This is a genomic window from Pelomonas cellulosilytica, from assembly GCF_021353265.1.
In the GTDB taxonomy this organism is placed as follows: Bacteria; Pseudomonadota; Gammaproteobacteria; order Burkholderiales; family Burkholderiaceae_C; genus Pelomonas; species Pelomonas cellulosilytica.
On record NZ_JAJTWU010000006.1, the window covers coordinates 354,111 to 376,921 of the forward strand.

Below are 22,811 nucleotides of genomic sequence, written 5' to 3' on the forward strand. Positions count from 1 at the left end.
GATCCGTGCCTTCGCCACCGACCAACTCAACGCGCTGACCTCCGACCAGATCGGCGCGCTGACCACCGCCCAGGTCTCCAGCCTCACCAACGCCCAGATGACGGGCATGGAGACGGCCGACCTCGTGGCGCTGGGCACCGACCAGTTCAAGGTGTTGAGCTCCGGCCAGATCGGCGCGCTCGGCACTGACCAGCTGTCCATCCTGGAGACGGCGGATGTCGCCCAGCTCAGCACGGCGGCGCTGCGTGGGATCACGTCCGATCACATCGACGCGCTGCTGACCGATCAGATCAAGGCGCTCGGCACGGCCCAGATCCAGTCGCTGACCACCCAGCAGATCAAGGGACTGGCGACAGACCAGATGACGGCGCTGAGCACCGACGACCTGCGCGCGTTGACGACCGCCCAGATCCGGGCGCTGGCCACCGACCAGCTCAATGCGCTGGGGACCGACCAGATCGCTGCGTTCACGACCACCCAGATCGGCAGCCTGACGACCGCGCAGATGAACGGCCTGGAGACGGCCGACCTGCGGGCGATGAACACCGACCAGTTCAAGGTGCTCACGTCGTCCCAGATCGGCGCCCTGGGCACCGACCAGCTCGTCGCGCTGGAGACGGCTGACCTGGGTCAGATCGGTACCGCAGCTCTGCTGGGCATCACGTCCGACCACATCGGAGCCTTCACGTCCGACCAGGTCAAGGCGCTGGGCACCGCGCAGGTCCAGTCACTGACGACGCAACAGCTCAAAGGCCTGGGCACGGACCAGATTGGCGCGATGAGCACCGATGACCTGCGTGCTCTGACCACGACGCAGCTGCGCTCGCTGTCCACCGAGCAGTTCAACGCGCTCGGCACCGACCAGATCGCTGCGCTGACCACCACCCAGGTGAGCAGTCTCACCACCGGCCAGATGGCCGGCATGGAGACGGCCGACCTGGTGGCGGTGACGACCGAGCAGTTCCGCGTGTTCAGCTCCGGCCAGCTGGCGGCGCTGGCCACCGAGCAGGTGCACATCATCGAGACGGAGGACATCGCCAAGATCAGCACGGCAGCGCTGCGCGGCTTCGGGTCGAGCGACCTGGCCGCCCTGGGCACCGATCAGATCGTGGCCCTCGGCACCAGCCAGGTCTCCGTGCTGACGACCCAGCAGCTCGCTGGCCTGACGACCGACCAGGTGCGCGCCTTCGAAACCGCCGACATCGTCGCAATGAGCACGCAGCAACTGCGCGGCTTCACGAGCGACCAGTTCGCCGGGTTCGGCACCGAGCACCTGACCGCGATGTCCACCGCGCAGCTCAACGCGCTCGGCTCCGAGCAGGTGCATGCGATTGCCACCGACGGCATCGCCGCGTTCGACAGCGCCGACTTCATGGCCTTCAGCACGCAGGCGGTCCACGGCTTCAGCACCGAACAGCTGCGCGCCTTCGCCAGCGAGGACTTCAAGGCCCTGACCTCGGCCCAGGTGGTGTCGCTCTCCACCGAGCAGCTGCATGCGATCGGCAGCGACCAGGTCGTCGGCCTGGATGCCTCCGACCTCGGCAAGCTGTCCATGGCCCAGGCCTCGGCCTTCGCCACGGAAGCGATTCACGCGATGCACAGCGACCAGCTGAACGCGCTGATCCCGGCCCAGGTCTCACCCGTCGTGCTGGATCTCGACGGCGACGGCGTGACCACGACGGCGGCAGCCGACGGTGTCAGCTACGACCTGCTGGGCCAGGGCGTGTGGCAGAAGTGGGGCTGGGTCGGCGGCAACGACGGCCTGCTGGTCCGCGACATCAACCAGGATGGCCAGATCAACAATGGCAAGGAGCTGTTCGGCGAGGGCACTGTGCTGTCCGACGGCACCCGCGCCAAGGATGGCTACGCCGCGATGGCCGATCTGGACAGCAACCACGACGGCAAGCTGGATGCCAGCGACGCCGCCTGGAAGCAGCTGCAGGTGTGGGTCGACAAGAACCACGACGGCGTGACCGGCGCCGGCGAGCTGAAGAGCCTGACGGACCTGGGCATCACCAACCTCAGCCTGCACGCCAACAGCTCGACGGCGACGGACCACGGCAACCTCATCGGTCTGGTGGGCAGCTATCAGACGGCCGACGGCAGCCAGCACCAGATGGCGGACGTGTGGTTCAGCCGTGACGCGAGTGCCGGCGCCAGCACCCAAGGCCCGGCGCACGACACGGCGGCCGCGACGCCCAGCAACGAGACCCACACGCAGCTGCAGCTCAGCGACGTGCTGGCCGGGCCGAGCGAGTTGAACCTGCCCGGCGCCACGGCGGCCAATCTCGTGACGGCACCCACGCCGCACCTGGACCCGCTGCTGACCGTCAAGCCTAAGTCCCTGGAGGAGGATGAACTGAACCGTCAGCCGCCGCTGATCTGATCGAAAAGGTCACGGTTGGGGCCGGGGGCGCCCGTCAGGACGCCTCCGGCTTTGCTCCAATTGGCGCAGCCACGACTACGGCCTGCGGCACCTGTTGCCTGCAAGCTGCGGCCGAGCGCCACTACATACCTGTGATCCGCCCTGAGGGCGTCCCGCCATGGCGACCGTCACCACGCCCACTCCCGAGCAGCTGTCCCAGCTCACGACGAAAGAGATCGCGTCGCTGAGCCCCAACGTGTGGGCCACGTTCACGCCGGCACACATCCAGGCGCTGACCGTCGAGCAGGTCGCGGCGATCAAACCCACCGCCTTCGGCAAGCTGCCAGCGGCATTGATGACGGCTTTCCCCGTGGACGACCTGCAGGTGCTCAGCACGGCGGTCATCAAGGCCTTGTCCACGGCGCAGCTGGCTGCGATGCCGGCGGAGGATTTCGCCGCACTGACGCCGGGGCAGGTGACCGCGCTGCAACCTAAGCAGCTGGCTGCGATGTCGGCGGACCAGTTCGGCGCGCTGGGCGTGGACCAGGTGGCCCAGCTCAGCGCCGCGCAGGTCAAGTCGCTCAGTACGACGCTGATGGCCGCGCTGCTGCCCGAGGAGCTGGCAGCCCTGGGGCCCAAGGCGGTGGCGGCCCTGACGGCCACTCAGGTGCACGCGCTGAGCGTGGAACAGGTCCAGGGCCTGACCGCCAGCCAGGTGGCCTCCTTCAGCGGCAGCCAGGGCGCCGGCCTGACGGCCGAGCAACTGGCCGTGCTGTCGCCCGATGTCTTCTCCAGCCTGTCGACGGCCGCGATCCGCGCTATTCCGTCAGCCACGCTGGCCAGCCTGGCGCCGGAGCTGCTCCAGCAGCTCAGCCCGGCGCAGATCGGCGCGCTGGGCGCCAGCCAGATGAACGCGCTGGGCACGGCCGGGCTGGACGCGCTGACCGCCGATCAGTTGCAGGGCCTGACCAGCGTGCAGATCCGCGCGCTGGGCAGTGCGCAGATCGCCACGCTGTCCGGCGAGGACCTGGCTGCCATGGGCAGCCGCGGCTTGTCCAGCTTCACGTCCTCGCAGATCGCCTCGCTGGGCGCCGAGCAGCTGCAGGGGCTGGAGTCGCGGCAGTTCGCAGCGCTGACCTCCGCGCAGTCCGCGGGACTGACCAGCCAGCAGCTCGCGGGCCTGTCCGCCGATGCGCTCGGCGCACTGTCGACCAGCGCCATCCGCGGGTTGCGCAACGAGGTCGTCAGCAGCTTCAGCGACGAGCAGGTTGGCGCGCTGAACACGCGACAGATCGCCGCCCTCACGTCCAAGCAGATCGCCGCCTTCGAGACCCACGAGATCGTGGCGCTCGGCACGCATCAGTTCCAGGTTCTCAGCTCGGCGCAGGTTGCGGGCCTGACCACCAAGCAGGTTTCGGCCATCGAGCTGGATGACGTCGCCGCCATCAACACCGGCGCCGTCAAGGGCCTCAAGGGCAACCTGCTCGGTGCGTTCGCCAGCGACCAGATCCAGGCGCTGACGACGGCCCAGGTCTCGACGATGACGTCGGTGCAGCTCAACGGCCTGGGCACCGAGCAGCTGCGCGCCGTCGAGAACGTCGACCTGCAGGCCATCGGCACCAAGGCGCTGCAGTCGATCTCGCCTTCGCTGCTGAACACGCTGACCACCGAGCAGCTGGACGCCCTCACAACCAACCAGGTGCGCTCGCTGACGAGCGCACAGATCCAGGGACTGGCAACCGACCAGCTGACCACTCTCAACACGCTGCAGTTCGCCTCGCTGACGTCCAAGCAGTTCGCGTCGCTGGGAGGCGGCCAGATCGCGGCGCTGCAGACCGACGACTTCGCCGCGCTGTCGTCCGGCACCTTCAAGGCGATCACGCCTGCCCAGTTGGCCGCGCTGGACGACAAGCTGGTGCAGGCCATCTCGACAGCGCAGACGGCATCGCTGACTTCCGCGCAGGTCGGCGGCCTCACGACGCAGCAGCTGGCCATCCTCAGCACCGAGGCCTTCGCGGCACTGGGCACTGGCGCTATCCGTGGCCTGCAGGCCCGCCAGCTGCAGAGCCTGACGGAGCAGCAGCTGAACCTGCTCGGCACCGCGCAGGTCGCCAGCCTGTCTTCAGCCCAGCTGGGCCTGCTGAGCAACGACCAGCTCAACGTGCTCGGCACGTCGCAATGGTCGGCCTTGTCGTCAAAGCAGATCGGCGGCTTGGCCGCGGACCGCTGGGATCAGATCAGCGCCGACCGCATCCTCGCGCTAAGTACCGCGACGCTGCGCGCGCTGAGCGCGGAGCAGGTGCGCGACCTCACCGCAGACCAGTGGTCCGTCATGGGATCGCGCCAGCTCGCGGCGCTGACGTCGCGCCAAATCGCTGAGATCGGCACCGACGAGTTCCCGTCACTGTCCGCGGAGGCGCTGCGCGCCATCGGCACGGCCGCCATCCAGGGACTCGCCCCGGGCCATCTGCGCAACATCGACCCCGGCCAGCTCAGCACGCTGACGCCGGCCCAGCTCGCCGCGCTGGGCACTCGCCAGCTGAGCTACCTCGCCACCGACGCGGTGTTCGCGTTGACCACCGCCCAGGCCGCCGCGCTGACCGGCAAGCAGTTGGCCGCCCTGTCCACGGCGCAGCTCGCCCAGATGGAGGCCGAAGACCTCGTCGCCATCGGGTCGAAGGGCCTCCAGGCACTCGGCGGCGAGCAGATTGCCGCACTGAACCCCGACCAACTGACGGCGTTGAGCAGCCAGCAGGTGGCGGTGCTGTCCACCAGACAGCTGGCGCTGCTGAGCAGCGAACAGGTCATGGCCATCGTCGCGGACGACCTGGGGGCGCTGTCAACGGCGGCCCTGCGTTCGCTGACCAGCGAGCAGTTCGCCGCCTTCGGGCAGACCGAGCTGTCGCAGCTGAAGAGCACCCAGCTGGCAGCGCTTGGCTCGGCGCAGATCCAGGCCATCGGCAGCGACGAGATCGGGGCCATCAGCGCGGCGCAGTTCGGCGCCTTCGGCTCTGAGCAGCTGCGCAGCATGAGCACTGCGCAACTGCTGGGCATCACGGCTGAACAGGTGGCGCAAATCTCCACGCAGTCATTGCGTTCCTTCAGCAGCGAGCAGATCAGCCTGCTGGACAGCAACCAGATCGCGTCCTTGTCGTCACGCCAGATCGCGGCGCTGGGCAGCGAGCAGATCCACGGTCTGGAGACCGAGGACATCGTCGCCTTGGCCGACTGGCAATGGGCGTCGTTCAGCAGCCGCCAGCTCGGTTGGCTGAGCCAGGCGCAGGTTGGCGCCCTGGAGGCGGTGGACATGTCGGCCATCGGCAGCACGGCCATCCGCGGCTGGAGCACCCAGGCCATCGGGTGGCTGCAGACCGAACAGATCGCCGCGCTGGCGAGCCAGCAGGTGGCGGCGCTGAGCAGCGTGCAGGTGCGTGCCCTGACGACCGAGGACTTCACCGCGCTGTCGGCCGACGCCCTGCAAGGTCTGAGTAGCGCGGCAATGCAGTCGCTCACGTCCGCGCAGGCGGGTGCCCTCACGCTTGGGCAGCTGCAGCAGATGGGCTCGCAGCAGCTGCAGTTGATGTCGACGGCTGGCATCACGGGCCTCACGACCGACGTGATTCCCAATCTCAGCACCCAGCAGATCGCCGGGCTGAGCACCGCCCAGATCCGCGCGCTGACCAGCGAGCAGCTGACGCTGCTGACCGCGGACGAACTCGGAGCCGTCACCACGGCGCAGTTCCGCAGCCTCACATCGGCCCAGCTCAGCCTGTTGAGCACCGAGCAGATCACGATGCTGGGCACCTCGCTGCTGAACCAGCTGAGCAGCGCACAGGTGCGCGGCCTGAGTACGGAAGACCTGGCCGGGCTGGACGACGTGCACGTGGCCGCGCTGAGCACGGCGGCGCTGAACGGCATGACGTCGGCCCAGATCGCCACCTTCAACGGCGCGCAGGCCGCCGCGCTGAGCACGGGCCAGATCGCGGCGCTGTCGACCGTCGCGCTGAACTCCATGAGCACCGAGGCCTTCGACGCCCTCAGCACCGCGCAGCTGTCCGTGCTGTCGCCCGGCCAGATCGACAAGCTGTCCACAGAGAACATCGCCCTGCTCAGCGGCGCGGACCTGCAGCTCTGGCAGACCGCGCAGGTCGCCGCGATCAACACGCGGCAGATCGTCGCGCTGACGACCGAGACAATCGCCGATATCAATGCCGACCAGCTCAACGCCTTCAGCACCCGGCAGGTTAAGGTGCTGACGACCGAACAGTTGGGTGCCATAGAGACGACCGACATCGCGATGTGGAACACCGCGTCGCTGCGGTCGCTGTCGACGGAGCAGTTCAGCGCGCTGCACAGCGACCAGATCGGCGCGTTCAGCACGCTGCAGATCCAGGCCCTGAGCTCCGCGCAGTTCCATACCATGGGCAGCGACGACATCGCCGCGTTCACGACGTCCCAGGTCGCCTCGTTCAGCACCCGCGCGCTGGCCAGCTTCTCGACCGAACAGATGCAGGCCTTCGAGACTGAAGACTTGTCGGCCATGACGTCCGTGCAGATCCGCGCGCTGTCGACGGCGCAGATCGCGTCCTTCCTGACCGAGCAGATCCACGGCCTGGACAGCGCCGACCTGCGTGGCCTGTCCATGGCGCAGGTCCATGCCTTCAGCAGCGAGCAGATCGGCGCGATGAGCGGCGGCCAGGTCGATTCGCTGTTCGCGGCGACCCCCGTCGTGCTGGACCTCGACGGCCACGGCATCCAGACGCGCTCGGCCGCCCAGGGCGTGCAGTTCGATCTGAACGGCACTGGCAATGCCCAGCAATGGGGCTGGGTGGGCGGCGGCGATGGCCTGCTGGTGCGCGACCTCAACGGCAACGGCCTCATCGACGGCGGCCAGGAGCTGTTCGGCTCCGGCACCGTGCTAGCCAACGGCCAGCGTGCCGGCAACGGCTACGCGGCGCTGCTGGCGCTGGACGACAACCACGACGGCCACCTCAGCATGGCCGATGCCGCATTCCGGCAGCTGCAGGTGTGGGTGGATTCCAACCACGACGGCATCACCGACGCCGGAGAGCTCAAGCGCCTGAGCGAGCTGAACATCGTGTCGCTGGACCTGCACGCGCAAGGCGGCAGCCAGCTCAACCAAGGCAACCTGCTCGGGCTGACGTCCAGCTACACCACGGCCGACGGCCAGCAGCACGACATGGCCGATGTCTGGTTCGCCAAGCAGGCGGCCGCGCCGGCCCCGCTGCCGGCGGCCGCCGAACTGCTGAGCCCGCCGGCCGTGGACCTGCTGGGCAGCCAGGACACCGCAGCAGCGACAGCCCCCAAGCCGGCCGAAGGCAGCGACCCGGACGCTGTCGCGGCGCTGCACCGGCTCGCGTGGAAGGAACGGCACCTGGACGATGATGCGGCCCTGACTCCGCTCATCTGACCATGGCCGCCGCTGCGCACGACGCTCCCCAGATCCATCCGCTATCCGACGTGCAGAGCCCCCATATCGGGCTGCGCACGCGGATCTGGCAGTTCTGCGTGATCCTGCCCGGTGCGCGAATCGGCGCCGACTGCAACATCAATGCGCAGGTGCTGGTGGAGAACGATGTCGTCGTCGGGGACCGCGTCACGCTGAAGTCGGGCGTGCAGCTGTGGGACGGCCTGAGGGTGGAGGACGACGTCTTCATCGGCCCCAATGCCAGCTTCACCAACGACCGCCTGCCCCGTTCGCGCCAGCGGCCGGCCGCGTTCCAGCAGACCATCATCGAGCGCGGCGCCTCCATCGGTGCCAACGCGACGATCCTCGGCGGCGTGCGCATCGGCGCCGGTGCGTTGATCGGCGCCGGCAGTGTCGTCACGCGTGACGTGCCGGCGGGCGAGCTGTGGGTGGGTAACCCGGCGCGCTCGCGCGGGCCGGTGCCGGACCGCGACTAAGCCGCCGCGCGCACGGCGCGGATCACACGCTCCACCTGCGCCGTCGTCATGCCGGGCCACAACGGCAGGCTCAGCACGCGCCGGTGCATCGCCTCGCTGATGGGAAAGTCACCGTCGCCGTAGTCCAGCTCCGCGTATGCCGGCTGCCGGTGCGGCGGCACCGGGTAGTGAATCAGCGTGCCGATACCCTGCCGGGCCAGCTCGGCCTGCAACCGGTCCCGGTCGTCATGCTGGACGACGAACAGGTGCCAGGCTGAGTCCAATCCTTGGGGCACGACCGGCAGTTGCAGCGGAGCGCCGGCCAGGCCATCCAGCAGCATGGCAGCCAGCCCGCGGCGCTCCTCGGTCTGCGCCTGCAGCAGCGGCAGCTTGGCCGCCAGCACGGCGGCCTGGATCTCATCCAGCCGCGAGTTCCGGCCCTTGACCTCGTTGTGGTACTTGACCTTGGAACCGTAGTTGCGCAGCACGCGCAGCTGGGCCATCAGCGCCGGGTCGTCGCCGGTCACGCCACCGCCATCACCCATCGCGCCCAGGTTCTTGCCGGGGTAGAAACTCCAGGCCGACAGGTCCGCCAGGCTGCCGACCGCGCGGCCCTTGTAGATGGCGGCATGCGCTTGCGCGCAGTCGTCCAGCACCTTCAGGCCGTGCGCGGCCGCCACCGCGTTGATGGCATCCATGTCGGCCGGCAGGCCGTAGAGGTGCACCGGCAGCAGCGCCCGCGTGCGCGGCGTGATGGCCGCGGCGATACGCACCGGGTCGAGGTTGTAGGTCTGCGGGTCGGGTTCCACCGGCACCGGCGTCGCGCCGCACTGGCTGACGGACAGCCACGTGGCGATGTAGGTGTTGGACGGCACGATGACCTCGTCGCCCGGCTCCACGCCCAGCGCCTGCAGCGCCAGCGCCAGCGCGTCCAACCCGTTGGCCACGCCGGCGCAGTCCGCGGCGCCGACGCTGGCCGCGTAGGCGCGCTCGAAAGCCTTCAGCTCCTCGCCAAGCAGGAACCAGCCGCTGCCGGCCACGCGCAGCAAGGCGGCATCAATGGCTGCCTGCGCGGCGCGGTAGACCGGCTGCAGGTCCAGGAAGGGGATGGGCGCGTCAGCCGCGGCGGTCCGCGGTGACAGCGGCGAGGTAGTCGTCATAGCTGCGGATGTAGTCGGCAGGGTCGTAGGGGTCGGAGGCCAGCACCAGCAGCACCGCATCGGCGCTGAAGCGGTACTGGATGCCCCAGACCATCGGCGGGATGTGCAGGCCCAACAGCGGGCTGTCCAGCAGCACCTCGTCGCGCAGCCGGCCATCGTCCAGCACGACGCTGAGGCTGCCCTTCACGCAGACCAGGAACTGGTGGCAGGCCTTGTGGGCATGCTCGCCGCGCACCTCGCGGCTCGGCACGTCGTAGACGAGGAAGAAGCGCTCGGGCGTGAACGGCAGCTGCGCGTCGACCTGGCCGACGGTGAGCGAGCCGCGCATGTCGATGACCTTGGGCAGCCTGACGAGCGCGGCTCCGGGCACCTGCAGCGCCAGGTCGTCCGCGCTGGCGCGGCGTGCCGGCTCGGCGGGGCGCACGCCGGTGTCCGCATAGCCCACGACATGCGCCGGATTGCCCGCCACGATGGCGTTCGGCGGCACGTCGCGCGTGACGACGGCGCCGTCCTGCACCATCGCGCCGGCACCGATCGTCAGCCCCGGGCGGATGGTGGCGTTGGCGCCGATGCTGGCGCCCTTGCGCACCCAGGTGCGGGCCGGCGCCTCCGGGCGCTGCTTGCTGCGCGGGAACGGGTCGTTGGAGAAGGTGACGTTGGGACCGATGAAGACGTCGTCGTCCACCTGTACGCCGTCCCACAGCTGCACGCCGCACTTGACCGTCACGCGGTCGCCCAGCTGCACATGGTTCTCGATGAAGACGTGATCGCAGATGTTGGCATCTCGCCCGATGCGGGCGCCGGGCAGGATGTGCGCGAAAGCCCAGACGCGGCTGCCCGCGCCGATGTGCGGGCTCTCCACCAACGCGCGGTCGTGGATGAAGGGAGGTGCTGTCGTCATGCTCGAACGCTAACAGCTCGGGGCGGCCATCGATACATCGAGATCGCAGGGATTCACCCGGCATCCCGTCGCGGCATGCCAAGGCGGCACGCGGCGCGGCGCAGTCGCAAAATGCAGGGCCAGTCTGTCACTTTTCGCCGGATGCCGGCCCTCAAGTCCTGGGAAAGTCGTCGGCAGCATTTCTTGTCCTCGTTCATCCACGTCTCACAGGGCGCCTTCACCATGCTCAACGGCAAGTCCATCCTCATCACCGGCGCCACCGGCTCCTTCGGCAAGGCGTTCGTCGACACGGTCTTCAAGCGCTACCCGGACGTGAGGCGGGTGGTCGTGTTCTCGCGCGACGAGCTCAAGCAGTTCGAGATGGCGCAGCGCTTCGGCGAGCGGGAGTTCCCGATGATTCGCTACTTCCTGGGCGACGTGCGCGATGAGAGCCGCGTGCGCCGTGCGCTGGAGGGCATCGACATCGTCATCCACGCCGCCGCGCTGAAGCAGGTGCCGGCCGCCGAGTACAACCCGTTCGAGTGCATCAAGACCAACATCCTCGGCGCGCAAAACCTCATCGAGGGCTGCATGGACAACGAGGTGGAGCAGGTTGTCGCGCTGTCCACCGACAAGGCAGCCGCGCCCATCAACCTGTACGGCGCGACCAAGCTGTGCTCCGACAAGCTCTTCATCGCAGCTAACAACATCCGCGGCAAGCGCAAGACGAAGTACTCCGTCGTGCGCTACGGCAACGTGATGGGCAGCCGGGGTTCGGTGATCCCGTTCTTCCTGGACAAGCGCGGCAGCGGCGTGCTGCCCATCACCGACCCGCGCATGACGCGCTTCAACATCTCGCTGCAGGACGGCGTCGAGATGGTGCTGTGGGCGCTGCAGAACGCGCAGGGCGGCGAGATCTACGTGCCCAAGATCCCGTCCTACCGCATCACCGATGTGGCCACCGCCGTGGCGCCGGACTGCCGCCAGGAGATCGTCGGCGTGCGCCCGGGCGAGAAGATCCACGAGGAAATGATCACCGCCGGCGACAGCTTCCAGACCGTGGACCTGGGACAGTACTACGCCATCCTGCCGGCCAGCGCGGACATCGACCAGTACTGCCAGGCGACCCGCGCCGTACGCGTGCCGGCCGGCTTTGCCTATGACAGCGGCAGCAATCCCGACTTCCTGACGGTGGCACAGCTGCGCGACCTGATCCGTACCCACATGCCGGAAGCGCGACTCTGACGATGACCAGCCGCTCCCTGCCCTACAGCCGGCAAGACATCAGCGAGGCGGACATCGCCGCCGTCACGGCTGTGCTGCGCTCCGACTTCCTGACGCAAGGCCAGGAACTGCCCGCATTCGAAGCCGAGTTCGCAGCCTTCCATCGGCTGCCGCACGCCATCGCCGTCGGCAATGCGACACAGGCGCTGCACATCGCCTGCCTGGCGCTGGGCGTCGGCCCTGGCAGCCGCGTGTGGACCTGCACTAACAGCTTCCTCGCCTCGGCCAACTGCGCCCGCTACTGCGGGGCCGACGTCGACTTCGTCGACATCGACCCGGCCACCCGCCAAATCAGCCTGCCGGCCCTGTCCGCCAAGCTGGAGGCCGCGCAGCGCATCGGGCTGCTGCCGCAGGTCGTCATCCCGGTCGACTTCGCTGGCCTACCCTGCGACTGGCCGGCGCTGCGCACACTGGCCGACCGCCACGGCTTCAAGCTGCTGCAGGACGCCTCGCATGCCACCGGCGCCACGCTGCACGGCACACCCATGGGCGCCAACTGGGCCGACCTCAGCGTGTTCAGCTTCCACGCAGTGAAGGTGCTGACGACCGCTGAGGGTGGCATGGTCACCACGCGCGACGCGGTCATGGCTACGCGGCTGCAGCGGCTGCGCTCACACGGCATGGTTCGCGAGGCCGCCGACATGCTGGCCGCGCCCGACGGCCCATGGAGCTACGAGCAGCAGATGCTCGGCTACAACTACCGCATGACCGAGCTGCAAGCCGCGCTAGGCCGCTCGCAGCTTCGCCGATTGCCCGACATGCAGGCCCGCCGCGAGGCGCTGGCCTGCCGCTATGACCGCATCCTGGCCAACCTGCCGCTGCGTCTACCGCCGCGGCGCGAAGGTGCGCAGTCGGCCTGGCACCTCTATGCCGTCGAACTCGATGACACCGCTCTGGCCGTGACCAGCCGGAAGACCGTGTTCGAGGGCCTGCGGGCCGCCGGCATCGGCGTACAGGTGCACTACATCCCCATCCACACCCAGCCCTACTACCGGGCGCTGGGATTCAACCCCGGCGACTTCCCCGCCGCCGAGGACTACTACGCTCGCACAATCTCGCTACCGCTGTTTCCGGCCATGACCGAGGCCGACCAGCACCGCGTGGCGGACACGCTGCGGCCGTTGCTGCGAGGCTGACATGGAGCTCGCCATTGGCACCGTGCAGTTCGGCCTGGCCTACGGCGTCGTGGGCAGCGGTCAGCGCGTGGACGACGCCATGGCTGCCGCCATCCTGGACGCCGCCTGGCAGCAGGGCGTGCGCACGCTGGACACCGCCGCTGCCTATGGCGACATCGAGCAGCGGCTGGCAGGCCTATGCGGCAGCCACGCCTTCAAGGTCGTCAGCAAGGTGCGGCCGCTGGGCGCCGTCGTAGGCAGCGAGGCGCGCATCGCCGCGGTGCGCGACAGCGTCGCCGCGTCTATCGACCGCCTCGGTAGCCGGCTGCATGCACTGATGTTCCACAGCGCGGCCGACCTGCTGGCTGACGACGGCCCCGCCTTGTGGGATGCGGCGCTGACCGCGCTGGCGGGGCGCGACGTGCTGGCGGGCGTCTCCTGTTACGGCCCCGAGGAACTGCTGACGCTGTGCGAGCGGCTGGACATCCGGCTGGCCCAGCTGCCCGCCAACGCGCTAGACCAGCGCCTGCACGACACGCTGGCCGATGCCGCCCAGGCGGCCCGGCTGGCGGGCGTGGCGCTGCATGTGCGCTCGGCCTTCCTGCAAGGCCTGCTGCTGTCGCCCGGGCGCGGCGCCGAGCGGGTGCCGGCTGCAGCCGCGGCGCTGCGGCGCTGGCAGGACCGCTGCCACAGCGCCGCGCTGGACGGCGCGACCGCGGCGCTGGGCGTCGTCAAGGCGCTGCCCAACACACAGGCTTGCGTCGTCGGCATAGAGACGCTGGCGCAATGGCAGGAGGTCAACGCCGCCTGGGCGCGGGCGACGCCGCTGCGCTGGCCCGAACTCGCCTGCAGCGACCCGCAGGCCTACGACCCCCGACTCTGGTCCAAGACATGACCCCACCGAGAACGCTGGCCGTCGTGCAGGCGCGCCTGTCCAGCTCCCGCCTGCCGGGCAAGGTGCTGATGCCACTGCACGGCATGCCCATGATCCTGTTCATGCTGGCCCGGGTGAGGCGCACCACACGCATCGACGAGATCGTGCTGGCCACCAGCACAGACGCGAGTGACGACCCGCTGGCCGACGCCGTCGCCGCAGCAGGCTACACCGTCCACCGCGGCCCGCTGGACGACGTGCTGGCGCGCTTTGTCGGCGCCGTCGAGCCCCGCGCCGCCGACTGGGTCGTGCGCCTGACAGGCGACTGCCCGCTGATCGACCCAGCCATCGTCGACCGCGTCATCTCGCAGGCGCAATCCGAACGGCTGGACTACTGCACCAACGCCGACCCGGCCAGCTTCCCCGACGGGCTGGACGTGGAGGTCTGCACCCGCGCGGCGCTGCTGGCCTCGGCCACGGACGCCCGGCTGCAGAGCGAGCGCGAGCATGTGACGCTGTTCATCCGCAACCACCCCGAACGTTTCAGGCTCAACCACCTGCGCGCCGTGGCCGACTTGTCGGCGCTGCGCTGGACCGTCGACCACGCTGACGACCTGGCGCTGGTGCAAGCCCTCGTCGCCGCCATCGCCGCCCGCGGCGGCGACCCTCTGCAGGCCGACCTGTTCGACCTGCTGCGCGTGGTGAGCGAACAGCCGCAGCTGGCCCACGCCAACCTGCACCAGCGCAACGAAGGCCTGCTGAAGAGCCTGCAAGCCGACACACCGATCTCCTGAACAGAAAGCCCCGCCATGCGCAGTTTCAAGACCTCCGAAGAGATGCTGGCCCGCGCCGAGCGCGTCATCCCGCTCGGCAGCCAGACCTTCAGCAAGAGCCGCACGCAGTACCCCAAGGGTGTGTCGCCGTTCTTCATCGAACGCGCCCAGGGCGCGCGCGCCTGGGACGTGGACGGCAACGAGTACCTGGACATGATCATGAGCCTGTGCTCGGTGACGCTGGGCTACCAGGACCCCGACGTGAACGCCGCCGTCACGCAGCAGCTGCAGGACTCCGGCGTCATCTTCAGCCTGCCGCACCGGCTGGAGACCGAAGTCGCCGAGCTGATCTGCGAGATGGTGCCCTGCGCCGAGAAGGTGCGCTTCGGCAAGAACGGCTCGGACGCGACGTCGGGCGCGATCCGCCTCGCCCGCGCGTTCACCGGGCGCGACCATGTCGCCGTCTGCGGATACCACGGCTGGCAGGACTGGTACATCGGCAGCACGGCCCGCCACCGTGGCGTGCCGCAGGCCACGCGGGACCTGACGCACGCCTTCGCCTACAACGACCTCGCGTCGCTGGAGAAGGTGTTCGCCGACTTCCCCGGCCAGATCGCCGCCGTCATCCTGGAGCCGATGAATGTCGCACCGCCGCAGCCCGGCTTCCTGGAGGGCGCCAAGGCGCTGGCCCACCGGCACGGCGCGCTGCTGGTGTTTGACGAAACCATCACCGGCTTCCGCTTCGCCAACGGCGGCGCACAGGCGCTGTTCGGCGTGACGCCGGATCTCGCCACCTTCGGCAAGGGCCTGGCCAACGGCTATCCGGTGTCCGCCATCGTCGGCCGCGCCGACGTCATGCAGCTGATGGAGGAGATCTTCTTCTCCTTCACTTTCGGCGGCGAGGCGCTGTCCCTGGCCGCTGCCAAGGCCACGCTGACCAAGCTGCAACGCGAACCGGTGCTGGCCGGTATCCGCGCCAAGGGCGAGCGGCTGCAGGCCGGCCTGAACGCGCTGATCGAACAACACGCGCTGAGCGACCTGTTCAGTGTCAGCGGCCACCCGAGCTGGACCTTCCTGAACGTGAAGGAGGCGCGCGGCGCCGCGCTGTTCGAAATGAAGACGCTGATCGCGCAGGAGTTGCACGAGCGCGGCGTGCTGGGCCTGGGCACCTTCAATCTGAGTAACGCCCACACCGACGCCGACATCGAGCGCGTGCTGGCCGTCTACGGCGAGATCCTGCCGCTGGTCGGCGAGGCCGCCAGCGCCGGCCGCGTGCGGGCGCTGCTGCGCTGCGAGCCACTGGTGCCGCTGTTCAAGGTGCGGTAACGGCAATGCACGTCGCCTTCCGGTGCGACGCCTCCAGCCGCATCGGGCTGGGCCACGTGCTGCGTTCGCTGTCGCTGGCACAGGCGCTCGCGGCGGCTGGCGCGACGACCAGCTTCCTGCTGCGCGACAGCGACGTGGAAGCCGCGGCCCGCGTGCGCGCCGCCGGGTTCACCGCGGTGCGGCTGCCGCTGCCGCCGGTGCATGAACCCGGCCAGCTTACGGACGCAGACGCCGATGCCCGCGCCAGCATCTCCGCACTGAACGGCGCGCCACCCGCCTGGGTGGTGGCGGACCACTACGGCCTGGACGCCCGTTGGCACGACGCGCTGCGCGACGCCCTGCACTGCCGGCTCGCCGTCATCGACGACCTCGCCGACCGGCCGCTGGCTGCGGACGCACTGATCGACCACAACCTCCTGCCCTCCGGCACGCACCGCGAGCGCTATGCCGCCGTGCTGCGCCTCGAACCGTCGCGCTGGCTGTGTGGCCCGCGCCACGCGCTGCTGGGACCCGCGTATGCCGATCTGCCGGCCTTCGACGTCCGCGAGGCCGTGCAGCGCGTGGGCATCTTCATGGGCGGCACGGACCCGCGCGCCGCCAGCGCCACGGTGCTTGCCGGATGCCGCGCCGCGGGCTTTGAAGGCCACATCGACATCGTCACTACGTCGGCCGCCCCGTCGCTCGCCGCGCTGCAGGCCGCCGTGGCCGCCGACGGCCGCGCGACGCTGACGCTGGACTTGCCCGACCTCGCCGGCTTCTACGCACGCCAGGACCTGCTGGTGGGCGCCGGCGGCGGCGGCGCCTGGGAGCGCTGCGCCGTGGGCGTGCCTAGCCTGACGCTGTGCGTGGCCGACAACCAGCGCGCCGTCATCCCGGCGCTGGTCGCCCAGGGCGCGACGGTGGGGGCGAACGACTTGACGCCCGCGGGCGTCGCCACCGCGCTGCGCCCACTGCTGGCCGACGCCGGCCTGCGCCGCCGGCTCAGCGCGAGCGCCGCGGCGCTGGTCGACGGCTGGGGCGCCCGGCGCGTCGCGCTGGCCCTGCTGTCACAGGCCGGCTGCCTGCCCACGCTGCGCGCTGCCACCATGGCCGACGCCGAGGCGCTGTGGCGCTGGCGCAATCACGCGGCCACGCGGGCCGTGTCGCGCCAGCAGGGCGAGATCCCGCTGGCGTCACACCGCCAATGGCTGCAGCGCCTGCTAGACGCCGGCCGCAACCGGTTGTCCATTGCGTCGATCGGCGCGCTGGACGTCGGCGTAATCCGCTTCGACCCGCTGGACGCACAACCGACGGCCGCCTGGGAGGTGTCGCTGTACCTGCTGCCGCAGCTGCACGGCCTGGGCCTGGGCGGGCTGCTGCTGCGGGCGGGCGAGCTGGCCCTGCGCGAGGCCGAGGGGCCCCTGCAGGTGCATGCCGAGGTGCTGGCCGGCAACACCGCCTCGAAGCGGCTGTTCGAGGCGGGCGGCTACCGGCCGCAGCGCGATGGCCACTGGATCAAGCCGCTGGGCTGACCCGGAAGCACCCGGCTGTTCCGCGGGCCGTGGCGCCGCGGCTGTGCGAGCATCGCAGGCAGTCCCTCCACACCTTGCCTGCCGCCATGCACATCGCCGAGCGCCCCGTCAACGCCCAGCAGCGCCCCTACCTCATCGCCGAGATGTCCGGCAACCACAACCAGTCGCTGGAGCGCGCGCTGCAGATCGTCGACGCAGCCGCCGCCGCCGGTGCCGACGCCATCAAGCTGCAGACTTACACGGCCGACACGATGACGTTGAAGGTGGACGCGCCCGACTTCGTCGTGCAGGACAAGAACAGCCTGTGGGCCGGGCGCCACCTGCACGACCTCTACGCCGAGGCGCACACGCCGTGGGACTGGCACGCGCCCATCATGGCGCGCGCCGCAGCGCTCGGGATGCACTGCTTCAGCACGCCGTTCGACGACACGGCGGTGGACTTCCTCGAGAGCCTGAACGTCCCGGCGTACAAGATCGCGTCGTTCGAGCTGACCGACCTGCCGCTGATCCGCAAGGTGGCCGGTACCGGCAAGCCGATGATCATGTCCACCGGCATGGCCACCGTGGCCGAGATCGACGAGGCCGTGCGCACCGCGCGAGCCGCCGGCGCCGGCCCGCTGATCCTGCTCAAGTGCACGAGCACCTACCCGGCCACGCCCGAGAACACGCATGTGCGAACCCTCCCGAACCTGCGCGAGACCTTCGGTTGTGAAGTGGGCCTGTCGGACCACACGATGGGCGTGGGCGTCGCCATCGCGGCCGTCGCGATGGGCGCCACACTGATCGAGAAGCACTTCACACTGCGGCGTGCCGACGGCGGCGTGGACTCGGCGTTCTCGCTGGAGCCCGAGGAGTTCAAGCTGTTGCGCGTGGAGACCGAGCGGGCCTGGCAAGGGCTGGGGCGCGTCGCCTACGGCGGCACAGCCGCTGAGGAGAAGTCGCGCGCCTATCGCCGATCGCTGTACATCTCGGCCGCCGTCAAGGCCGGCGAGCCGCTGACGCCGGCCAACGTCCGCATCGTGCGGCCCGGCTTTGGCCTGCCACCCAAGTTCTACGACCTCGTGCTGGGCCGCCGCGCCAGCCGCGATCTCGAACCCGGCACGGCCGTGAACTGGGATTGCCTGGCCTGACGGCCCGCCCGCGTGGCGGTGCTCAGGCGACCCAGCCAATGCGGCGCGTGAACGCCGTCCACAGGTCCTGACCATCCCAGACCGGGTCGAAATCCAACGCCCGGCCGACCGGCACGATGCGATCGATGCCGCCGACCGGGCCTTCGGCCAGCCAGGCCTGCCAGCGTTCGGCGCCGAGCCCGAACTGCGACACGGTCTGCACGCGCCGGCTCCACAACGGCGCCAGCTGCGCGAACTGCTCGAAGCTCGCCTCGTGGAACAGACCGCCTCCGCAATGCGCCTCGGGCAGCACCGCGGGCGCATCCAGCCACACGCGCTGCACCTCGCTGCGCGTCGCCGGCAGCACGTGCACGCCGGGCCGCTCCATCGCGAGCAGGTCCACGGCGACACGCTTGTTCATCGCATCCGCCGCCTCCAGCCCGTGGGCGAAGTCGGCGACGCGCCGTTCCACCGCCGGCCAGAAGCGCGCCGCGACCGCCCGCGCGGCCGCGGGCCCACCGTGCCACAGCACGAGGCGCGGCGACGAGCAGGCCATCTGGCCGAAGCTGTAGGCGTCGGCCGTGAAACGGTGCGCCAACTGCGCCAGCGCGGTGTCGTCCAGCGCGGCCACGGCGGCGATGTCCAGCACGGCGACAGAGAACTTGTCGGGGAAGCACAGCTCGGTCGCCGTGGGCGGCAGCGGCAGCGCCCGCAACGCGCGCACGGCCGTATCTCCGCCCCAGATGATGCGCATGTCGCACGCTGCGCTGAGCTGGGCGCTGATGGCCTCGTCGTGGCCATAACGCAGCACCATCACGCGGCTGGCGATCTCGGCCCATTCAGGCAGCGCCAGCAGCGCCGCCAGTTGCGCCAGCAAACAGCGCGTCTGCTCGCTGTCGCGGGAAGACAGCCGGATCACACTGCGGTTGCCGCACAGCAGCGACAGCATCCACGAGTACACGAAGATGGTGTCCACATTGCCCGGCGCGACGTGGAAGCACAGGCCGCGTGGCTGCAACCAAGCGCCCTCGACGCGGGCACGCTGCCGGTCGACCAGCGCCCGCAGGTGCGCTGGTCGCAGCCAGAAGCCGAGGGCCACCAGCTCCGGATGGGCCCGCGCGTCGGCCGACTGCGTCAACGCACGCGCCAGCGCAGCGGCAAACGCCAGCTGCGGCTCGCCGAACACGGGCAGGTTGCCGGCCGCGGCCAGGTCTTCAAGACGGCCGCCTGTCGGCAGCAGCACTTCGGGTTCGGACATCTTCATCACGCCTGGGCAGCCAGGCCGGGTTGCGTGTCGCTGCAGCCACGCAGCTCGGCGCGCGGCAGGCGGCCGTGCACATGGAAGTAGCGGCCGCGGCGCCCGCACGGGCAGTCATCCTCGCCCAGCAGCACACCGCGATCCTCGGTCAGCAGGCTGTGGCCGGGATAGCTGTGCGGCAGGCAGGACAGCACCTGCAGCAGTCCCTCCCGGCCGGGCGGCAGCACCGACCAGTCGGTCGCGTCACGCACCAGCACGTCGGCAAAGGCCGGTGCGTGCAGGTAGCCCTGCTCGCATTCGACGAACACGGAGCCGACCTGCTCGACCATGCCGTAGAAGTTGTGGATGCGCACGTCGCCGAGCAGGTCACGCAGGCGGGCCTTGAAGGTGGCGTTGTCGACAGCTTGGTCGACCAGCTTCTTCCAGCCGCCGCTGTGGATGAGCACCAGGCCCGACAGGTCGACCCGCTCGCCGGCCGCCCGCAGCGCCTGCGCGAAGTGCTGCCAGACCATAAAGGTGAAGCCGAAGGCCAGCTTGGGCTGCCCGCGGTGACGCTCGGCAAAGGCGCGCAGCGCCTCCAGGTCCAGACTCATGTCGTCGCGCAGCGCATAGACATGCTGCCGGCCGAGATTGGACAGCCCCAGGATGCCGGCGCCGCGCGCCGAGAAACTGTGCCGGTCTTTGATGACGCCGGGGTGGTCGACGATCAGCATCGGCAACCGCGCAGGGCCGAGGAAGTTCTGCATGATGCGCGCCAGGGCCGTGGTCTGGCGCTGCGCGGTGAGCTTGTCCAGCACGATGCGCGATGGCGCCTGGCCGGTGGTGCCCGACGACGTCAGCGTCTTAAACACCTGCTCGGGCGACACGCTGGACAGCAGCCGGTGCTTGAACAGCCGCACCGGCACGAAGGGAAGCTGCTCCAGCGTCATCGGCGCGTCGGGCGCGATGCCGTAGGCGGCCAGCAGGCGGCCATAGTCGGCGCAGGCCGCCGCGTGATGGCGAGTCAGTGCCTGCAGCGCCGGCTCAAGCCGCGAGCGCTTGAGCGCCCGTTCGGCGTCGTACACCGGCCAGGAGAGGAACTCGTCGGACTCAAGCATGGGCGGCCTCGCGCTCGTCCAGCAGCGCCTGCAGTCGCGCATACAGCGGCTTGCCGTTGCTGCCCAGCGGCAGCGCGTCTACCGGCCAGACCTGCACCGCCTGGTGCGTGCAGCGCAGCTCGGCGGCCAACTCACGCGCCAGCGCCTGGCAGGCATCGGCGCCCTGCCCCACGACCGCCAGCTGCAGCCGGTCGTCGCGCCCCACCACGGCGGCCTGCAGGCCGCGCGCACGCAGGCCGGCCTCGACCTCGTCCAGATTGATGCGGTGGCCGAACAGCTTCACGAAGCGCTTGAGCCGGCCGGTGATCCAGTGGAAGCCGTCGGCGTCGCGGCGGGCCAGGTCGCCGGTGCGCAGCCAGTCCACCTCGGCCCCGCGCAGCAGGTCGGCCGGGGTCTCGGCATAGCCCAGCATGACGTTCGGGCCGCGGTACACCAGCTCGCCGTCGGCTGGTCCCTCCGGCGCCAGCTGGCCGTTGGCCGCCAGCACACCCAGCTCGCCACCAGGGATGGCGATGCCGATGCTGCCGGCCTTGTGCTGCAGCTGCGCGGGCGGCACATAGGCGATGCGCGCCGTCGCCTCGGTCTGACCGTACATGACGAACAGGCGCCGCCCGGCGGCGCTGGCGTCCGCGGCCAACGCGGCAATCTCATCAGGCTCGAGCCGACCGCCGGCCTGCGTCAGCGTGCGCAGTGCCGGCAAGGCCATGCGCTCGAAGCGCAGCCGCCGCAACAGCCGCCACAGCGTGGGCACGCCCGACAGGCTCGTGACCGACTCGTCGCGCATGCGCTGCCAGAACGCCGCCTGCGCCGCGGTGTCCTCCGTCAGCACGACACGCGCGCCGCAACCCAGATGGCTGTTGACGATCGACAGACCGAAGGAGTAGTGCATGGGCAGCGTCGTGATGGCCACCTCTTGCGGACCCAGACCCAGATAGGCGGCGATGCTGCCGGCATTGGCAGCGAGGTTGTCGCGCGACAGCCGCACGAGCTTGGGCGACGCGGTGCTGCCCGACGTCGACAGCAGCAGGCCCAGCATGTCATGCACGGGCGGCGTGGCGGCGGTGGCCGGATCGCCGGTCCACGCCGCGGTGGCAGCATCGAAACAGGCACCGACGCCATAGGCAGCGAGCAGCGCCGCGCGGGCCGGTGCCGCCAGCGCGCCGTCCAGCATCAACGGCACGGCGCCGCGGCGCAAGGCGCCAAGATAGAGCGCCAGGCCGGCACGCGTGTTGGCGCAGCTCAGGCCGAAGACCTGGGCAGGGCGCAGCACGGCCGCGGCGGCATCGGCGAGCGCCGCCAGTTCGCGGTAGGTCAGCGACTGTGACCGCTCGTCACGGACAGCCAGGCCCTCGCCGAACCGTTCCAGCTCCCAGTACGGCGCGCGGGCCCAGGGCATCACAGCCTCATGCCGCCGTCGATGCCCAGCACCTGGCCGGTCACGTAGCGGGACATGTCGCTTGCCAGGAAGAGCACGGCGTCGGCCACGTCCTCGGGAAGGCCGGCCCGGCCCAGCGCCACCGACGACACAGCCGCACTGCGCCGCTCCGGCGGCAGCGCCGCGGTCAGCGCGGTCTCGATGAATCCGGGCGCCACCACGTTCACGCGGATCTGCTGCGCGGCCAGTTCCTTGGCCAGCGAGCGCGCCACGCCGACGACGGCGGCCTTCGCTCCGGCATAGACCGACTGCCCGGCAAAGCCCTGCTGGCCGACGATGGACCCCAGCGCGACGATGCTGCCGCCGCCGCTACGCGCCATCAACCGGCTCGCGTACTGGCTGCAATACAGCAGGCCGTGGGTGTTCGTGGCGAACACGCGCTCGATCAGGTCGGGCGTGACCATGCCGATCAGCGCATCGTCCATGACACCGGCGTTGGCCACCAGCACGTCCAGCCGCTTGAACTGCTTGAACACGGTCTGGAACAGGTCGCGCACGGCCTGCGGGTCGGCCACGTCGCAGACCTGCACCAGCGTGGCCGGCGCATCAGGCAACGCCGCGATGGCGGTGGCCGTCTCTGCCAGCGCGGCCTCGCGGCGACCCGCCAGCACGACGGCGGCGCCCGCGCTGGCCAGCGCCAGTGCGCAGGCACGGCCGATGCCGCTGCCCGCCCCGGTGACGACCGCCACCTTGCCATTCAGCCCGATGTGCAGCGCCATG

General features: G+C 70.1%; 15 protein-coding genes and 1 pseudogene. 10 read left to right on the forward strand and 6 right to left on the reverse strand.

Annotation, left to right across the window (positions count from 1 at the left end):
- From LXT13_RS17020 to LXT13_RS28695, 3 genes and pseudogenes are all read left to right on the forward strand, one after another.
- A pseudogene (locus LXT13_RS17020) lies at positions 1-2,386 on the forward strand (heme utilization protein); the annotation flags it as partial.
- A gap of 157 nt (positions 2,387-2,543) precedes the next feature.
- Positions 2,544-7,796: a hypothetical protein gene (locus tag LXT13_RS17025; RefSeq protein WP_233373146.1), complete on the forward strand. Its 5,253-nt coding sequence runs from the start codon at positions 2,544-2,546 to the stop codon at positions 7,794-7,796.
- A 2-nt stretch (positions 7,797-7,798) separates the two neighbouring features.
- Complete coding sequence (locus tag LXT13_RS28695; protein ID WP_304622820.1) at positions 7,799-8,290, forward strand: acyltransferase; 492 nt, start codon at positions 7,799-7,801, stop codon at positions 8,288-8,290.
- Here LXT13_RS28695 and LXT13_RS17040 read toward each other — a convergent pair.
- Together LXT13_RS17040 and LXT13_RS17045 are read right to left on the reverse strand one after the other, a co-directional pair.
- Positions 8,287-9,429 carry a DegT/DnrJ/EryC1/StrS family aminotransferase gene (locus tag LXT13_RS17040; protein ID WP_233373147.1) on the reverse strand — a complete coding sequence of 381 codons (1,143 nt, stop codon included), beginning with the start codon at positions 9,427-9,429 and terminating at the stop codon, positions 8,287-8,289. The genes LXT13_RS28695 and LXT13_RS17040 overlap by 4 nt on opposite strands.
- Positions 9,386-10,330, reverse strand: a complete 945-nt coding sequence (locus LXT13_RS17045; protein ID WP_233373148.1) for a WxcM-like domain-containing protein — start codon at positions 10,328-10,330, stop codon at positions 9,386-9,388. The genes LXT13_RS17040 and LXT13_RS17045 overlap by 44 nt, the downstream gene beginning before the upstream one ends.
- A gap of 222 nt (positions 10,331-10,552) precedes the next feature.
- Between LXT13_RS17045 and pseB the strand changes: the two genes are divergently transcribed.
- From pseB to pseI, 7 genes are all read left to right on the forward strand, one after another.
- Complete coding sequence (pseB, locus tag LXT13_RS17050; RefSeq protein WP_233373220.1) at positions 10,553-11,554, forward strand: UDP-N-acetylglucosamine 4,6-dehydratase (inverting); 1,002 nt, start codon at positions 10,553-10,555, stop codon at positions 11,552-11,554.
- Positions 11,555-11,556: 2 nt separating this feature from the next.
- Positions 11,557-12,729 carry a UDP-4-amino-4,6-dideoxy-N-acetyl-beta-L-altrosamine transaminase gene (gene pseC / locus LXT13_RS17055; protein ID WP_233373149.1) on the forward strand — a complete coding sequence of 391 codons (1,173 nt, stop codon included), beginning with the start codon at positions 11,557-11,559 and terminating at the stop codon, positions 12,727-12,729.
- 1 nt (position 12,730) lies between these two features.
- On the forward strand, positions 12,731-13,603 hold the full coding sequence (locus tag LXT13_RS17060) for an aldo/keto reductase (protein WP_233373150.1): 873 nt from the start codon (positions 12,731-12,733) through the stop codon (positions 13,601-13,603).
- On the forward strand, positions 13,600-14,376 hold the full coding sequence (locus LXT13_RS17065; protein ID WP_233373151.1) for a cytidylyltransferase domain-containing protein: 777 nt from the start codon (positions 13,600-13,602) through the stop codon (positions 14,374-14,376). Before LXT13_RS17060 ends, LXT13_RS17065 begins: the two co-directional genes overlap by 4 nt.
- A 15-nt stretch (positions 14,377-14,391) precedes the next feature.
- Entirely contained in the window at positions 14,392-15,681 is a 1,290-nt protein-coding gene (locus tag LXT13_RS17070; protein ID WP_233373152.1) for an aminotransferase class III-fold pyridoxal phosphate-dependent enzyme, read from the forward strand.
- A 5-nt stretch (positions 15,682-15,686) separates the two neighbouring features.
- Positions 15,687-17,192 carry a UDP-2,4-diacetamido-2,4,6-trideoxy-beta-L-altropyranose hydrolase gene (gene pseG, locus LXT13_RS17075; RefSeq protein ID WP_233373153.1) on the forward strand — a complete coding sequence of 502 codons (1,506 nt, stop codon included), beginning with the start codon at positions 15,687-15,689 and terminating at the stop codon, positions 17,190-17,192.
- An 86-nt stretch (positions 17,193-17,278) separates the two neighbouring features.
- Positions 17,279-18,322: a pseudaminic acid synthase gene (gene pseI, locus LXT13_RS17080; protein ID WP_233373154.1), complete on the forward strand. Its 1,044-nt coding sequence runs from the start codon at positions 17,279-17,281 to the stop codon at positions 18,320-18,322.
- A 22-nt stretch (positions 18,323-18,344) separates the two neighbouring features.
- Here the strand turns inward: pseI and LXT13_RS17085 are convergent, their stop codons facing one another.
- From LXT13_RS17085 to LXT13_RS17100, 4 genes are read right to left on the reverse strand one after another with little or no spacing between them, the layout of a single operon-like run.
- The gene (locus LXT13_RS17085; protein WP_233373155.1) at positions 18,345-19,559 is read right to left on the reverse strand and encodes an acyl-CoA reductase; all 1,215 of its coding nucleotides are present in this window, start codon (positions 19,557-19,559) and stop codon (positions 18,345-18,347) included.
- 5 nt (positions 19,560-19,564) lie between these two features.
- Positions 19,565-20,656 (reverse strand): LuxE/PaaK family acyltransferase, encoded by a 1,092-nt coding sequence (locus LXT13_RS17090; RefSeq protein ID WP_233373156.1) that lies wholly within the window; start codon positions 20,654-20,656, stop codon positions 19,565-19,567.
- The gene (locus LXT13_RS17095; protein WP_233373157.1) at positions 20,649-22,052 is read right to left on the reverse strand and encodes an AMP-binding protein; all 1,404 of its coding nucleotides are present in this window, start codon (positions 22,050-22,052) and stop codon (positions 20,649-20,651) included. Before LXT13_RS17095 ends, LXT13_RS17090 begins: the two co-directional genes overlap by 8 nt.
- The gene (locus LXT13_RS17100) at positions 22,052-22,810 is read right to left on the reverse strand and encodes an SDR family NAD(P)-dependent oxidoreductase (protein ID WP_233373158.1); all 759 of its coding nucleotides are present in this window, start codon (positions 22,808-22,810) and stop codon (positions 22,052-22,054) included. The genes LXT13_RS17095 and LXT13_RS17100 overlap by 1 nt, the downstream gene beginning before the upstream one ends.
- Position 22,811 lies beyond the last annotated feature (1 nt).

What these genes read in the sequence shown, in the direction of transcription:
- pseI (WP_233373154.1), top strand. Translation starts at nt 17,279, where the DNA reads ATGCACATCGCCGAGCGCCCCGTCAACGCCCAGCAGCGCCCCTACCTC.
- LXT13_RS17085 (WP_233373155.1), bottom strand. Translation starts at nt 19,559, where the DNA reads ATGTCCGAACCCGAAGTGCTGCTGCCGACAGGCGGCCGTCTTGAAGAC.
- LXT13_RS17040 (WP_233373147.1), bottom strand. Translation starts at nt 9,429, where the DNA reads ATGACGACTACCTCGCCGCTGTCACCGCGGACCGCCGCGGCTGACGCG.
- pseB (WP_233373220.1), top strand. Translation starts at nt 10,553, where the DNA reads ATGCTCAACGGCAAGTCCATCCTCATCACCGGCGCCACCGGCTCCTTC.
- LXT13_RS17095 (WP_233373157.1), bottom strand. Translation starts at nt 22,052, where the DNA reads ATGCCCTGGGCCCGCGCGCCGTACTGGGAGCTGGAACGGTTCGGCGAG.
- LXT13_RS17100 (WP_233373158.1), bottom strand. Translation starts at nt 22,810, where the DNA reads ATGGCGCTGCACATCGGGCTGAATGGCAAGGTGGCGGTCGTCACCGGG.
- LXT13_RS17060 (WP_233373150.1), top strand. Translation starts at nt 12,731, where the DNA reads ATGGAGCTCGCCATTGGCACCGTGCAGTTCGGCCTGGCCTACGGCGTC.
- LXT13_RS17045 (WP_233373148.1), bottom strand. Translation starts at nt 10,330, where the DNA reads ATGACGACAGCACCTCCCTTCATCCACGACCGCGCGTTGGTGGAGAGC.
- pseG (WP_233373153.1), top strand. Translation starts at nt 15,687, where the DNA reads ATGCACGTCGCCTTCCGGTGCGACGCCTCCAGCCGCATCGGGCTGGGC.
- LXT13_RS17090 (WP_233373156.1), bottom strand. Translation starts at nt 20,656, where the DNA reads ATGCTTGAGTCCGACGAGTTCCTCTCCTGGCCGGTGTACGACGCCGAA.
- LXT13_RS28695 (WP_304622820.1), top strand. Translation starts at nt 7,799, where the DNA reads ATGGCCGCCGCTGCGCACGACGCTCCCCAGATCCATCCGCTATCCGAC.
- LXT13_RS17065 (WP_233373151.1), top strand. Translation starts at nt 13,600, where the DNA reads ATGACCCCACCGAGAACGCTGGCCGTCGTGCAGGCGCGCCTGTCCAGC.
- LXT13_RS17025 (WP_233373146.1), top strand. Translation starts at nt 2,544, where the DNA reads ATGGCGACCGTCACCACGCCCACTCCCGAGCAGCTGTCCCAGCTCACG.
- pseC (WP_233373149.1), top strand. Translation starts at nt 11,557, where the DNA reads ATGACCAGCCGCTCCCTGCCCTACAGCCGGCAAGACATCAGCGAGGCG.
- LXT13_RS17070 (WP_233373152.1), top strand. Translation starts at nt 14,392, where the DNA reads ATGCGCAGTTTCAAGACCTCCGAAGAGATGCTGGCCCGCGCCGAGCGC.